Raw genomic sequence first — 13,992 nt, forward strand, 5'->3', positions numbered from 1 at the left:
AAACGGGAGCTTGCTCCCGTTACAGGTAACACCTTCCGCCATCCAGTTACAAAACGTAACTACTCAACAGCGTAATTCACACTAATAGAATCAATTGGTTGTAAGTTTTCGGCAAGAATTTTAGCGTGCCATCACAACCCCTGTAACGACGAGCCACCATGCGCATTTCCAGTATCGAGTGCGGGCGAGTACTGGCCATTCTGGCCGTAATGACCATTCACGTATCCCCCTTCGCCAATCCCTTCAATCCCGCCCTGTGGGGAAGTGGATCCTGGCTCTGGCTGAGCGGCACCATCAACCAGTTATGCCGCTTTGCCGTGCCGCTGTTTTTCCTCTGTGCCGGTTACTTTCTGCAGCCGAGACTGAGCCGCGAAGCGCCGCTGACCGTTGCCTGGCGCTACTGCCACCCCTTGCTGCTGCTCTGGCTGGTATGGAGTCTGGTCTACCTGCTGGTGCCGTTCAATCCGCTGGATGCCGTGCAGCAAGGCTATCTGGCCTCCCTGCGCGGGCAGTGGCAATTCCAGCTCGGCGACCCCCTCAATGGCTGGCTGGTGGGCGGCATGATCCACCTCTGGTTTCTGCCAGCCCTGGTGATGGCGGTGGCCCTGCTGGCACTCTGCTATCGGCTTGGCAGACCATCGCTCGCCCTCTGGCTGGGTCTTGGCCTTTACCTGCTGGCGCTGCTGGGGGGCTCCTATGCCAAGCCGCTACTGGGTGCCGAGTGGCCACTGCTCACCCGTAACGGCCCCTTCTTCTCCCTGCTGTTTGTGGCGCTTGGTGCCCTGCTGCGCCAGCGTCAGTGGCAGCCCGATGCCCGCATCGGCTGGCAACTGCTGCTGGCGGGCGTGGCGCTCTATGGCTGTGAAGCCTGGGCACTGCAGCACTTTGCCGCAGTACCGCTCACCCGCCACGACTTCCTGCTCGGCTCCCTTCCCTGGGCTATCGGCCTGTTTGGCCTGCTGCTGGCCAACCCCGAGTGGGGCAAGGGCTGCTGGCTTGAGCGCCAGGCCCCCAAAGTGCTCGGGATCTACTGCCTGCACATGATGCTGGTGGTCTGGCTCTTCGTGTTCGGCCCGCAGGGCGCATCCATCCTGTGGGAGATTGCCAAAGTGCCGCTGCTGCTGGGATCGTCTCTGCTGGCCTATCGCCTGATGGCGGCCCTTCCCCTCGCCCGCCGACTGCTGCGTACTCGCTGAGTCCGGTATCCGGCCCGTCCTATCGGGCCGGATACCTCTTCACGTTTAGCCCCTTTCTCTTCCGCTACGCCCTTTTTGCTCTCGCTTCATTACCGCAGTTTGCTGCAATGGTTCTACTTTTCAGCCGCGCTTCCCCAACCGTAAAACCTGCCACCACAGCCCCCCTCTATTTTCACCTTGCCAGACAAATGAAAATCAATATCATTGGCATCCCGCTTGAGCGGGTCAGGCTAATTATAATTAAATCAATATGTTCGAGCCGTCAGGTCGACATCCAAAGAGTCAATATTGAATATGCAGCACCCTCACTTTCGCAGAACGCTAGTCTCGCTGGCACTGCTGGGCACCGGCTTCACTGCCCAGGCCACTGATGAAACCATGACAGTGGTTGGCAAACGCTCCCAGCATCAGGAAGTTGCCACCGCAACCCGTACCAATACGCCAGCCAAGCTGGTTCCCCAGACCATCGACAGCGTCAAGGTCAGCGAGCTGACCGCCTTCGGCCAACCGACGCTGAGTGAAGCCCTGAGCGGCATTCCCGGTGTCAACGCCAGCGGTGATACCCGCTTCGATGGAGTCAATATCCGCGGCTTCAGCGCCAGCAACGACTTCTATCTCGACGGGTTCCGCGACGACATGCAGTACACCCGGGATCTCGGCAACATCGAGCGGGTGGAAGTGCTCAAGGGCCCGGCTGCCGTGCTCTACGGCCGCGGCAGCACGGGGGGCATCGTCAACCGAGTCAGCAAGAAGCCGCAAAAAGGGCAGGAGTCCAGCGTCACCGCCCGGGTCGGCAGCTTTGACAGCCAGCGGCTGGCCGCCGACCTCAATGGCGAGGCGAGTGAGCAGGTGCAACTGCGCCTCAACATGGCGCAAGAGGACAAAGATAGCTTCCGCAACGGCGTGAAGAGCAAGCGCACTCTGCTGGCCCCTTCCGCCAACTGGGAGATCAGCGACAACCTCAACTGGCTGGTGCAGTACGAGCGCAACGAACATGACCGCACCCCGGATCGCGGCATTCCCGGGGTCAATGGCCGTCCGGCCGATGTGCCGCGAGAGTATGTCTACAGCGATACCAGCCGTGACTTCATCGATGACGTGGCGCAATCCACCCGCTCCCGCCTCTCCTGGGATATCAACGATCAGTGGCAGTTGCGCCAGCAGCTCGGTTACTCCACCCTCGACAGCCAGTTTGACAACACCTATGTCACCAGCGTCAAAGGGGATCAGGTGACCCGCTCCCGCTGGCAGCAGGATCTGAAAGCGAAGAACCTGATCAGCAACACCGAGGCCGAAGGTCTGTTCCAGACCGGCCCGGTGGAACATCGCCTGCTGGCCGGCTTCGAGCAGAACTGGCAGGAGCGCACACCCAAGCTCTACCAAAATGCCACCGCCATTCCGTCTGGCAATCTCTACGACCCGGGCTCACTGCCTACCTACAATGGCGCCATGAAGCTCTCCAGCGACGCCAAACACAAGGTGCGCGGCAATGGCCTCTATCTGCAGGATCAGCTCAGCCTGGGTGACTGGCATCTGGTTGGCGGGCTGCGCCGTGACGACTTCACCGTCACCAGTCGCCGCTACGACCTCAACAAGGAGGAGAGCGTCTCGGTCAACAGCCTGAGCCCGCGCCTCGGTCTGGTGTGGAATCCCCTCGAGGATCACGCCTTCTACACCTCCTACAGCAAGACCTTCACTCCGGTGGGCGGCGAGCTGATCGGCATCACCCCGGGTGACAAGAACAACGGGCTGGAACCCCAGCACACCCGCCTCTACGAAAGTGGTGTGAAGAGTGACTGGCTGAACGGCAAGCTGGCGACCACTCTCTCCCTCTATCGACTGGAGATGTACAACAAGCGCACCAAGGATCCGCTGGATCCCACCAAGGTGATCCTCACCGGCCTGCAGCGTACCGAAGGGGTCGAGCTGAGCGCCCGCGCCGAGCTGACCGACGAGATCTATCTGCGTGGCGGCTTCGCCATTCAGGATGCGGAGCAGGTCAAGGCGGATGCGGATCTGCAGGGCAAGCGCCCGATGAACGTCTCCCGTCAGAATGGCCAGCTCTATCTCGGCTATAAGAGTGGCGAGCAGGGCTGGTTCGGCGAAACCGGCGTGACGGCGGTGGGCGATCGCTTTGCCGACAACGCCAACTCCACCACTCTGCCCGGTTACGCTCGCTTCGATGCGCGCGCCGGTTATCGCTGGCAGCAGTGGGAAGCCGAGCTGAGCGCCGAAAACCTGACCGATCACGAGTACTTTGTCAGCGCCACCAGTGCCACCCAGATCATGCCGGGTACGCCCCGTCAGCTGAGTCTGACCGGTACCTACCGTTTCTGATCTCTGTGACAACCACCCCGACTGGCCAGCCCCTGCTGGCCAGTTTTTTATGAAGCAACCACGATGAAACGCAGAAGAGTTCCCCTTCACAACAACAAATGGGTACGCCGCCTCCATGCCTGGGCCGGTTTTTTTACCCTCGCCCTGATGCTGATGTACGGCATCACCGGCCTCTGGCTGCAACACCGTGCCGTGTTGCCCATCCCCGGCCCCCACACCGACAAATCGAGTGAAGAGATAGTGCTGGAGGCGCCACTCGCCAGCCCGGAGCAGCTGAAAAGCCTGCTGCAACAGCGCTATCCCGATACCTTTTCCGACGGGCGAACCATGATCACCCCGGCCCAGACCCTGCCCACCCCGAACGGCCCGCTCACCCTGCCCGCCAAGTGGGAGATGCGCGGCGTCACCCTCAGCCAGAGCGTGGCCGCCAGCTATGTTGAGGGTACCCTGCTGGTACGTACCGACCTGCAGCAAGCCAACTTTGCCGCCAGCCTCAACCGGCTGCACCGCGGCATGGGTACCGGCCTCGGCTGGCAGCTGTTTGGCGATATCGCCGCCCTGGCCCTGCTACTGCTCGCCCTCACCAGCCTGTTTATGTGGACCAAGCTGCACGGCACACCCAGAGCCATCATCGCGCTGACGCTCGCTGGCAGCCTCGGCACCCTGCTGTTTGCCCTGCTGGGGTAACGCAGCAATCATGACCTGATGCAGCAAGGTTTGGAAAGAAAACCGCAATAGAAACAGGCCGCTGGCGGTGATGCCGTCAGCGGCCACATCAAGAAAAGGAAATAACGGAGAGCGGAAGAAGAGAAGGGATACCAAGAGGTAACGGGAAGTACTGCCTGCTCAGCAGCAACGCACCAATGCGCAGGAACGCCAAAAAACAAAAGGCCATCATTGCTGATGGCATTTTGTCATGAATTTGATGGTGCCCGGGGTCGGACTCGAACCGACACGGTTATTCACCGGCGGATTTTGAATCCGCTGCGTCTACCGATTTCGCCACCCGGGCAACTGCGAGGGATTATACGAATGGCGCGATGCCATGCAAGGTGTTTTTCGATTGAACACTCCCGTTTGTTCATTTATTCAACGCCTTGCCGATGCGGGGCCAGTTACATAGAATGCCGCCATCATCTTAATGGAATAAAAACGATGGCCAAGCCTAAAAAAGTCCAACAAAAATCCCCCTCTCCCGCCACTCAGCCATACCCGTCAGCGGGTCTGATGCGTCGCCTCGGCGCCCTGATCTATGATGCGCTGGTGGTGACTTCGCTGCTGATCATCGCCGGCTTTATCGGCATGGGTGTCGCCAAGCTGTTGCTGGTCACCGGCATGGCCAGCGTACCGGCGGGTGAAGATACCGTCTGGTTGCTGACCCGCCACCACCTGAGCCTGATCTACACCCTGTGGCTCGCCTTCGTCATCTGCGGTTTCTACACCTGGTTCTGGACCCGCGCTGGCCAGACCGTCGGCATGCGCGCCTGGCGGCTGCGCATTCAGAACGAGGATGGCAGCCACATCCGCGTTACCCAGGCGCTGATCCGTCTCGCTACCGCCGCCTTTGGTCTGGGCAACCTGATGTGCCTGTTCAACCGCCAGCGTCCGCGGGCGTTTCAGGATATCTGGGCCGAGTGCGAAGTGATTGTGCTGAGCAAGCAGGAAAATCTGGAATTGTTGAACAAGTAATCCCGGATCAATGCAGCAACGAAAGAGGGCACCAACAGGTGCCCTCTTTGCATTTCCTCATAACCTCGTGCGGGTTACTGCTTGCGGCTGAGGATGTAGAAGGAGATACCGCCAAACAGCAGGCTGGGCGCGATAGCCGCCAGAATGGGCGGTACCGCATAGACCAGACTGATGGGGCCAAACACCCGATCACTCACATAGACGGCAAAGCCGGTCATGATCCCCATCAGCATCCGAGCCCCCATGCTCACCGAGCGTAGCGGGCCAAAGATGAAGGAGGAGGCCAGCAGGATCATCGCCACCACCGAGAGCGGTGACAGTAATTTGCGCCACATCTCCAGCTTGTAGCGACCGGCATCCTGCTTGTTGGCATCGAGATAGCCGATGTAATCGAGCAGACCGGAGACCGAGAGGTTCTCGGGGTCGATACTCACCACCCCCAGCTGTTTGGGCGTCAACTCTGAGCTCCACTCCATCTTGTCATGCTGCTCGCTGCGGATCTGCGCGGGATCGTCGAAGCGGGTAACCTGGGTCTGCTTGAGCAGCCAGTGGTGACGCTCGAACACACCCTCCTGCGCCTGCACCACGTCGATCAGCTTGCGCTCGGGGGTGAAGCGATAGAGGGTAATGCCGGTGAGGGCGCCATCGTTACGCACCCCATTGATATTGACGAAGTTGTTGCCATCGCGAGCCCACACCCCGTAGGCGGAAACCGTCAGACGACCTTCGGACAGCGCGCCCGCCTTGATGTCATCTGCCATCCGCTTGGCGATGGGGGCCACATATTCCCCCATCAACCCCACCATGATCATCAGCGGGATCGCCGTCTTGAGCGCCGCCATCACGATACTGATCTTGGAGCGACCCGCCGCCTGCATCACCACCAGCTCGGAGCTGGTCGCCAGCTGACCCAGGCCAATCAGACCACCCAGCAGCGCGGCCAGCGGGAAGAAGAGCACCGCCTCCTTGGGCATGGAGAGCAGCACATAGTAGAGGGCGTTGATCATGTCGTAGTTGCCATCACCGACCGACTTGAGCTGCTCCACATATTTGATGAGCCCCGCCAGACCAACCAGCGTGATTTCACACAGCAGGATCGACATAAAGATGACCCTACCGATATACCTATCGAGAATGCCAAACATCAGCAGAAGTTCCTATGTTGCAGCATCATGCTGATTTTCTGTTGAAATAGCGCCCTTTCACCCCGTTCCACCAGCTGGTGCCCTGCAGATTGAGGGGCAGGCCGATAAACAGCAGGTAACCGAGCGGCACCAGGAACATCCCCGGCCAGTAGGGCAGCCGACCGCTGTCGATGGCCGAACGGGCAGCGCTGAGCAGCAGGAAGTAGGAGAGATAGAGCATGATGGCCGGCAACAGCTTGGCGTAGCGCCCCTGACGGGGATTGACCCGCGCCAGCGGTACCACCAGCAGGGTGAGCACCGGAATGGAGAGGGGCAGCGAGATACGCCACTGCAATTCCGCCATCATGGCGTTGTCCTGGGTACCGAACAGTTCCATGGTCGGCTTGGCCGCCGCCTTGCGGTTGGAACGCTCCATCTCTTGCTGGCGGATCACCAGACCATATTCGCGAAAATCGGAGATCTGGAACTGCTTGCCGGAGAAGTTCCCTTCGTAACGGGAGCCATCCATCAGGGTCAGCCACTGCAGACCGTTCTCGTCGACCGTCACCACCCCTTCGGTCGCCACCACCACCGAGGGAGGATTGTTCCCCTCCGCCCGCTGCAGCACGAAGATCTTTTGCAGTTTTGAGCCGTTGTCGTTCAAATCCTGGATATAGGCAACCAGGCGCCCTTTGTCGAGCTCCATAAAGCGGCCCGCCTGCAGGAAGGAGATACCCGGGTCCGACTTGAACTCGTCGATCACCTGATACTCGCGCTCCTTGGCCTGCGGGGCGATCCAGCCAGTGTTGAACGCCGCTACCACCGCCGTCAGCAAGGCCAGCAACATGGCGCTGCGCATCACGAAACGGTGGCTGAAGCCGACCGCATGCATCACCGTCATCTCGCTTTCGGCGTAGAGGCGACCATGGGCAAACAAAATGGCTAAAAAGAGACTGATAGGCAGCATCAACAGCGCCATATTGGGCAAGTTGAGCAACAGCAGGGTGGAGACCAGACGTGTCGGCACCTCGCCATCGGCGGCGTCACCGATGATCTTGATAAATTGTTGGCTGACAAAGATAAGCAGCAATACGAATAACACTGCCAGCTGGGTTTTCAGGGTTTCCCTGAACAAATATCGGAAAACGATCACAGTCATTCCCAAGTAAACTTGTGTTTTTAGTCGAATGCCTGAAAAATAGGGCCGTATATTGGATTTTTACCAGTTTGAACTGCGGAGCCTGTGGCTGTTCGCTCCGCCTCTGATACCCCAACAAGCACCGCATTATTCAATAAAAGGTGCCTTTTGTCTTTAGGATGTAGGAGATTCCATGGAGTTCAGTGTAAAGAGTGGCAGTCCAGAGAAGCAACGGAGCGCCTGCGTCGTAGTCGGCGTATTTGAGCCTCGTCGCCTCTCTCCGGTTGCCGAACAACTGGACAAGATCAGCGATGGCTATATCAGTTCGCTGCTGCGCCGTGGCGACCTGGAAGGGAAACCAGGCCAGATGCTGCTGCTGCATCAAGTACCGGGCGTGCTCAGCGAGCGCGTACTGCTGGTCGGATGCGGCAAGGAGCGGGAACTCGACGAACGCCAGTACAAGCAGATCATCAACAAGACCATCACCACCCTGAACGAAACCGGCTCCATGGAAGCGGTCTGCTTCCTCACCGAGCTGCACGTCAAGGGTCGGGATACCTATTGGAAGGTGCGCCAGGCGGTAGAAACCACCAAGGCGGGCCTCTACAGCTTCGATCAGTTCAAGACCAACAAGGCCGAGCCACGTCGCCCGCTGCGCAAGCTGGTATTCAACGTGCCAACGCGTCGGGAACTGACCATTGGTGAAAAAGCCATCGCTCACGGTCTGGCCGTGGCCAAGGGTGTGCGGGTCTGCCGCGACGTGGCGAACATGCCGCCCAACGTCTGCAATCCGGCCTATCTCGCCTCTCAGGCCCGTCGTCTGGCCGATGCCTACGACAACATCACCACCAAGGTGGTGGGCGAACAGGAGATGGCCGAGCTCGGCATGAACTCCTATCTGGCGGTGGCGCGCGGCTCTGACAACGAAGCCATGATGGCCATCATCGAATACAAGGGTCATCCGGATGCCAAGCCCATCGTGCTGGTCGGCAAGGGACTGACCTTCGACTCCGGCGGCATCTCCATCAAGCCGGCCGACGGCATGGACGAGATGAAGTACGACATGGGTGGCGCCGCCTCCGTGCTCGGTACCATGCATGCGCTGGCCCAGCTGCAACTGCCGATCAACGTCATCGGCGTACTGGCTGGCTGCGAGAATATGCCGGGTGGCAACGCCTATCGCCCGGGTGACATTCTCACCTCCATGTCCGGCCAAACCATCGAAGTGCTCAACACCGATGCGGAAGGTCGCCTGGTGCTGTGTGATGCGCTGACCTATGTGGATCGCTTCGATCCGGAAACCGTGATCGACGTGGCGACCCTGACCGGTGCCTGCGTCATCGCGCTGGGCCATCACACCTCGGGTCTGCTGGCCAACCACAACCCGCTGGCCCACGAGCTGCTCAACGCCTCCGAGCAGGCGGGTGATCGCGCCTGGCGTCTGCCGTTGTTCGACGAGTATCAGGAGCAGATCGACAGCCCGTTCGCCGACATGGCCAACATCGGTGGTCGTCCGGCCGGCACCATCACCGCGGCCGCCTTCCTGTCACGCTTCACCAAGAAGTACAACTGGGCCCACCTGGATATCGCCGGAACTGCCTGGAAAAGTGGCAAGGATAAAGGCTCTACCGGTCGTCCGGTGCCCCTGCTGACCCAGTTCCTGCTGAACCGGGCTGGCGTGGATATCGAAGAGAAAGAGTAACTCTCCGGCCCCTGCCGATGGCTGCATCGGAAGGGTTGGCGTTACCCTGAACCACAAGGAAGAGGCCCGCCTCTTCCTTGTTTCATTCTTGAATCAGTGAGCTGCGGACGGGAAACGCCCCGTCAGCCTCATGAGGCGGTCAACAGTCCGTCACCGCAAAACGGGATCAACCTGATGAGCCAAGTGACCTTTTACCTGATGAGCGAACAGGACGACGCGCAGGCTTCTGCGGTCGAGCGACTGGCCTGCACTCTTGCTGCCGAGTCGTGGGGCGCGGGCCATATCTACCTGTTCTGCAACGACGAGGCCCAGGCCCTGCGTCTGGACGAGCTGTTGTGGCAACTGCCGCCGGAGCGCTTTGTGCCGCACCAGCTGCAGGGCGAAAGCGGCATGGCCCCGGTGGAGATCGGCTATCAGCCACCGAAACGGCGCTACGCCCGCCTCATCAATCTGGCCACTGCGACACCTTTGTTTGCAGGACACTTCGCTCAAGTGGTAGATTTTGTCCCCACTGACGAAACACAAAAGCAGCAAGCCCGCGAGCGCTACAAGCACTATCGCCAGGCAGGCCATACCCTCGAAATGAGGGAGCAGCCCGTCCTTGCCGCACCGGATCCGGCGCAGCCCTGACTGCAACCAATTGATCCATAAAGAATCAACACCAGACTCCATCCATCCAGATTACGGCGAGACCATGGAAAAGACTTTTAATCACAACGCCATCGAACAGGCGCTCTATCAGCACTGGGAAGCCCAGGGTTACTTCAAGCCCCACGGCGACACCAGCAAAGACTCCTTCTGCATCATGATCCCGCCGCCGAACGTCACCGGCAGCCTGCACATGGGTCACGCCTTCCAGCAAACCCTGATGGATACCCTGATCCGCTACAACCGCATGCAGGGCAAAAACACCCTGTGGCAGGCAGGTACCGACCACGCCGGTATCGCCACCCAGATGGTGGTTGAGCGCAAGATCGCCGCAGAAGAGGGCAAGACTCGCCACGATTACGGCCGTGATGCCTTCATCGACAAGATTTGGCAGTGGAAGGAAGAGTCCGGTGGCACCATCACCCGCCAGATGCGCCGTCTGGGCGACTCCGTGGATTGGGAGCGCGAGCGCTTCACCATGGATGAGGGTCTCTCCGCCGCCGTGCAGGAAGTGTTTGTTCGTCTCTACGAAGATGGCCTGATGTACCGCGGCAAGCGTCTGGTGAACTGGGATCCGAAACTCAACACCGCCATCTCCGATCTGGAAGTGGAGAACCGCGAGATCAAGGGCCACATGTGGCACCTGCGCTATCCGCTGGCCAACGGCGCCAAGACTGCCGAAGGCAAGGATTACCTGATCGTCGCCACCACCCGTCCGGAGACCATGCTGGGCGATACCGCCGTGGCCGTGAACCCGGAAGACCCGCGCTACAAGGCGCTGATCGGCCAGCACATCCTGCTGCCGCTGGTGAACCGCCTGATCCCCATCGTTGCCGATGAACACGCCGACATGGAGAAGGGCACCGGGTGCGTGAAGATCACCCCTGCCCACGACTTCAACGATAACGAAGTGGGCAAGCGCCACAGCCTGCCGATGATCAACATCTTCACCCTGGACGCCCACGTGCGTGCCGAGGCCGAAGTTGTCGATACCAACGGCAACCCGAGCACAGCCTACGACGCTGCCCTGCCGGCCGAGTTCGCCGGTCTGGAGCGCTTCGCTGCCCGTAAAGCGATTCTGGCCAAGCTCGAAGAGCTGGGTCTGCTGGACGAGATCAAGGATCACGTGCTGCAACAGCCTTACGGCGATCGCGGTGGCGTGCCCATCGAGCCGATGTTGACCGACCAGTGGTACGTGCGCGTGGCACCGATGGCCAAGACCGCCATCGAAGCGGTGGAAGATGGCCGCATCCAGTTCGTGCCGAAGCAGTACGAAAACATGTACTTCTCCTGGATGCGCGACATTCAGGACTGGTGCGTCTCCCGTCAGCTGTGGTGGGGTCACCGTATCCCGGCATGGTATGACGACGCCGGCAACGTCTACGTTGGCCGCAGCGAAGACGAAGTGCGCGCCAAGCACAGCATCCCGGCCGTAACCGTACTGCGTCAGGACGAAGACGTGCTCGACACCTGGTTCAGCTCCGCCCTGTGGACTTTCTCCACCCTGGGCTGGCCGAACAACACCGAGGCACTCAAGACCTTCCACCCGACCGACGTGCTGATGAGCGGCTTCGACATCATCTTCTTCTGGATTGCCCGGATGATCATGATGACCATGCACTTCATCAAGGACGAAAACGGCCAGCCGCAAGTCCCGTTCAAGACCGTCTACATCACTGGCCTTATCCGTGACGAAGAGGGCCAGAAGATGTCCAAGTCCAAGGGCAACGTGCTGGACCCGCTCGACATGATCGACGGCATCTCGCTGGAAGATCTGCTGGAGAAGCGCACCGGCAACATGATGCAGCCGCAGATGGCCGAGAAGATCGCCAAGCGTACCGCCAAGCAGTTCCCGGAAGGGATCGATGCCCACGGCACCGACGCCCTGCGCTTCACTCTGGCCGCGCTGGCCTCTACCGGTCGTGACATCAACTGGGACATGAAGCGCCTGGACGGCTACAACAACTTCTGCAACAAGCTGTGGAACGCCTCCCGCTATGTGCTGATGAACACCGAAGATCAGGACTGCGGTTTTGCCGGTGGCGAGATGCAGTTCAGTCTGGCGGATCGCTGGATCCAGTCCCAGCTGCAAGTGGCCATCCGTGACTTCCGTACCGCCCTCGATACCTACCGCTTCGATATCGCGGCTGGCGTGCTGTACGAATTTATCTGGAACCAGTTCTGTGACTGGTATCTGGAGCTGACCAAGCCGGTACTGACCAAGGGTTCCGAGGCCGAGCAGCGCGCTGCCCGCCATACCCTGGTGACCGTGCTGGAAACCCTGCTGCGTCTGGCACACCCGATCATCCCGTTCATCACCGAGACCATCTGGAAATCGGTCGCCCCGCTGGCTGGCGTACACGCCGACACCATCATGATTCAGGCCTTCCCGGAGTTCGATGCCGCCAAGGTGGACGAAGCCGCGATGGCGGATCAGGAGTGGGTGAAGGAGTTCATCGTCAGTATCCGCAACATCCGTGCCGAGATGAACGTGGCGCCGAGCGTGCCCCTGAACGTGCTTCTCCAGTGCGATGCCAAGGATGCCCAGCGCGCCGCTGACAACGAGGCCTTCCTCAAGTCGCTGGCCCGTCTGGAATCTATCCGCGTATTGGCGGACGGTGAAACCGCCCCGCTGTCAGTGAAGAAGCTGATCGGTGCGACCGAGCTGATGATCCCGATGGCCGGTCTCATCGACAAGGATGCCGAACTGGCCCGTCTGGCCAAAGAGGTTGCCCGTCTGGTGGGCGAGTGTGGTCGCATCGAAGGCAAGCTTGGCAACGAAGCCTTCGTCGCCAAGGCGCCGGAAGCGGTCATCGCCAAAGAGCGCGAGAAGCTGGAAGATTACCGTCTCCAGCTGACCAAGCTGGAAGCCCAGCAGGCCGAGATCGCCGCGCTGTAAGCACCGCCCCAACCGATACAACAAAGCCCCCTGCCAAGGGGGCTTTTTCATATCCGCGCTTCCCGCTTCAGCTCACCAGCAACCAGCCGCAAAAACCGAGATAGAGCAGACCGACCAGTGCCAGCCGTCCGGCGGTCATGGCCCCCTTTCTGAACCCCCACCAGAGCAACCCCACCGCCAGCAGCGTCACCAGCGAGGAGGCCATCATGGCGCCATCCTGCAGCCAGGGGGTGAATAGCAGACAGAACGCCTTGGGGATAGTGCCCTGGATCATCATGGCCCCGGAGATATTGGCCAGCGCCAGCCGGTTCTTGCCCTGTCGCACCCAGATCAGCACGTTCATCAGCTCCGGCATCTCGGTCGCCACCGGACTCAACAGCAGGGCTGCCAGCACCGGCGAGAGGCCAAACAGTTCGCCCACGCTCTCCAGCTGATGAACAAACAGCTGGGCCGCCAGCGCCACCACTACCAGCGCAGCCAGCGTCTGCAACAGCACCTTGCCAAGGGGCGGGATCACCGCATCTGGGGCCAGCTTGAGGGGCTCCGGCAATTCGACCTCGTGACTGTCACTCTGTTTCAGCTCGCGCCTTACATAGACGAGGTAGACCAGCAGGAAGAGCGGGGCCAGCCAGCTCTTGCCGGTGAAGGCGACCAGCCCCAGCGCGGTCGCCACCAGAAAGATCCCGATAAACCAGCGCTGATCCCGGCCAATCTCGCGCTGCACCTCGCCATCGATGGCCCGTTCGGTACGCCCCATGCAAAGCAGCAGGGTGAGGCCGACTGCCGCATAGCCGATGGTCGCCAACACCAGCGGCCCGCCAAGGGCGGCGCCAATGCCGATCTCCTGCTGGGCGGTTGTGTTGCCCATCAGCAGAGCGGTCAGGGTCACGATACACTCGGGTAGCGCCGTACCCAGTGCCGCCAGCAGCGAACCGGTGGCGCTTTGGGAGAGTTTGAAGTGGTGGCCGGTCCACTCAATGCCGTTGACGAAGTATTCGCAGGCAAGGTAGATGGTGACCGCAGAGACGAGAAATAACAGCAGGGTAATCAACATAATAGATACCGCCAGGCGAGCAGAATAACCGATGGACCCGACATGGCTCGCCCGGCTGGCGTGCATATCGAGGCCAAAGGTCTTGCAGAGCGATAGTGCCTATCGCCGCCCATGCCATGGATGCGAGGATCCAAGAGTGTTGACATGGGCCCGGCCCGGAATGCGGGCGGGTTGCTACTCCCCAATGACTGAGGAGACGTTTTAG

Annotated in this window: 10 protein-coding genes, 1 tRNA gene and 1 riboswitch; of the genes, 7 read left to right on the forward strand and 4 right to left on the reverse strand. The window is 60.3% G+C overall.

Going from position 1 to position 13,992, the window contains the following annotated elements; all coding sequences use genetic code 11:
- The first annotated feature begins 158 nt into the window (after positions 1-158).
- The 3 genes from VF684_RS05230 to VF684_RS05240 all read left to right on the forward strand — a co-directional run bounded on the left by VF684_RS05230 (position 159) and on the right by VF684_RS05240 (position 4,220).
- Complete coding sequence (locus VF684_RS05230) at positions 159-1,196, forward strand: acyltransferase (RefSeq protein WP_139731418.1); 1,038 nt, start codon at positions 159-161, stop codon at positions 1,194-1,196.
- A gap of 294 nt (positions 1,197-1,490) precedes the next feature.
- The gene (locus VF684_RS05235) at positions 1,491-3,533 is read left to right on the forward strand and encodes a TonB-dependent receptor (RefSeq protein ID WP_139731417.1); all 2,043 of its coding nucleotides are present in this window, start codon (positions 1,491-1,493) and stop codon (positions 3,531-3,533) included.
- Positions 3,534-3,554: 21 nt separating this feature from the next.
- Entirely contained in the window at positions 3,555-4,220 is a 666-nt protein-coding gene (locus VF684_RS05240) for a PepSY-associated TM helix domain-containing protein (RefSeq protein ID WP_374884879.1), read from the forward strand.
- A gap of 239 nt (positions 4,221-4,459) precedes the next feature.
- Here VF684_RS05240 and VF684_RS05245 read toward each other — a convergent pair.
- Positions 4,460-4,545: transfer RNA gene (locus VF684_RS05245), tRNA-Leu, on the reverse strand.
- Positions 4,546-4,688: 143 nt separating this feature from the next.
- Between VF684_RS05245 and VF684_RS05250 the strand changes: the two genes are divergently transcribed.
- Positions 4,689-5,222 (forward strand): RDD family protein, encoded by a 534-nt coding sequence (locus VF684_RS05250; protein ID WP_042053459.1) that lies wholly within the window; start codon positions 4,689-4,691, stop codon positions 5,220-5,222.
- A gap of 74 nt (positions 5,223-5,296) precedes the next feature.
- On the opposite strand, the gene lptG is transcribed toward VF684_RS05250, so the two are convergent.
- Both lptG and lptF read right to left on the reverse strand, forming a co-directional pair.
- Entirely contained in the window at positions 5,297-6,367 is a 1,071-nt protein-coding gene (gene lptG, locus VF684_RS05255; RefSeq protein ID WP_005355217.1) for an LPS export ABC transporter permease LptG, read from the reverse strand.
- Positions 6,368-6,392: 25 nt separating this feature from the next.
- Positions 6,393-7,505, reverse strand: a complete 1,113-nt coding sequence (gene lptF, locus VF684_RS05260) for an LPS export ABC transporter permease LptF (protein WP_005356742.1) — start codon at positions 7,503-7,505, stop codon at positions 6,393-6,395.
- A gap of 172 nt (positions 7,506-7,677) precedes the next feature.
- Here lptF and pepA point away from each other — a divergent pair, with 172 nt between their 5' ends.
- The 3 genes from pepA (at position 7,678) to VF684_RS05275 (ending at position 12,733) form a co-directional block, all read left to right on the forward strand.
- Positions 7,678-9,186, forward strand: a complete 1,509-nt coding sequence (gene pepA, locus VF684_RS05265) for a leucyl aminopeptidase (protein ID WP_005336423.1) — start codon at positions 7,678-7,680, stop codon at positions 9,184-9,186.
- Between the two features lie 174 nt (positions 9,187-9,360).
- Entirely contained in the window at positions 9,361-9,816 is a 456-nt protein-coding gene (locus VF684_RS05270; RefSeq protein ID WP_167566148.1) for a DNA polymerase III subunit chi, read from the forward strand.
- Between the two features lie 64 nt (positions 9,817-9,880).
- Positions 9,881-12,733 carry a valine--tRNA ligase gene (locus tag VF684_RS05275; RefSeq protein ID WP_106843440.1) on the forward strand — a complete coding sequence of 951 codons (2,853 nt, stop codon included), beginning with the start codon at positions 9,881-9,883 and terminating at the stop codon, positions 12,731-12,733.
- 67 nt (positions 12,734-12,800) lie between these two features.
- Here the strand turns inward: VF684_RS05275 and VF684_RS05280 are convergent, their stop codons facing one another.
- Positions 12,801-13,787 carry a sodium:calcium antiporter gene (locus tag VF684_RS05280; RefSeq protein ID WP_440173873.1) on the reverse strand — a complete coding sequence of 329 codons (987 nt, stop codon included), beginning with the start codon at positions 13,785-13,787 and terminating at the stop codon, positions 12,801-12,803.
- An 87-nt stretch (positions 13,788-13,874) separates the two neighbouring features.
- Positions 13,875-13,982, reverse strand: a riboswitch (yybP-ykoY riboswitch).
- Positions 13,983-13,992 lie beyond the last annotated feature (10 nt).

Source organism: Aeromonas sp. Lyrl_2, assembly GCF_051948815.1.
GTDB lineage: Bacteria > Pseudomonadota > Gammaproteobacteria > Enterobacterales > Aeromonadaceae > Aeromonas > Aeromonas veronii.

Bases quoted from the DNA above. Each gene is read 5' to 3' on its own strand.
- pepA (WP_005336423.1), top strand. From the start codon at position 7,678: ATGGAGTTCAGTGTAAAGAGTGGCAGTCCAGAGAAGCAACGGAGCGCC.
- VF684_RS05280 (WP_440173873.1), bottom strand. From the start codon at position 13,787: ATGTTGATTACCCTGCTGTTATTTCTCGTCTCTGCGGTCACCATCTAC.
- lptG (WP_005355217.1), bottom strand. From the start codon at position 6,367: ATGTTTGGCATTCTCGATAGGTATATCGGTAGGGTCATCTTTATGTCG.
- VF684_RS05230 (WP_139731418.1), top strand. From the start codon at position 159: ATGCGCATTTCCAGTATCGAGTGCGGGCGAGTACTGGCCATTCTGGCC.
- VF684_RS05235 (WP_139731417.1), top strand. From the start codon at position 1,491: ATGCAGCACCCTCACTTTCGCAGAACGCTAGTCTCGCTGGCACTGCTG.
- VF684_RS05250 (WP_042053459.1), top strand. From the start codon at position 4,689: ATGGCCAAGCCTAAAAAAGTCCAACAAAAATCCCCCTCTCCCGCCACT.
- VF684_RS05270 (WP_167566148.1), top strand. From the start codon at position 9,361: ATGAGCCAAGTGACCTTTTACCTGATGAGCGAACAGGACGACGCGCAG.
- VF684_RS05275 (WP_106843440.1), top strand. From the start codon at position 9,881: ATGGAAAAGACTTTTAATCACAACGCCATCGAACAGGCGCTCTATCAG.
- lptF (WP_005356742.1), bottom strand. From the start codon at position 7,505: ATGACTGTGATCGTTTTCCGATATTTGTTCAGGGAAACCCTGAAAACC.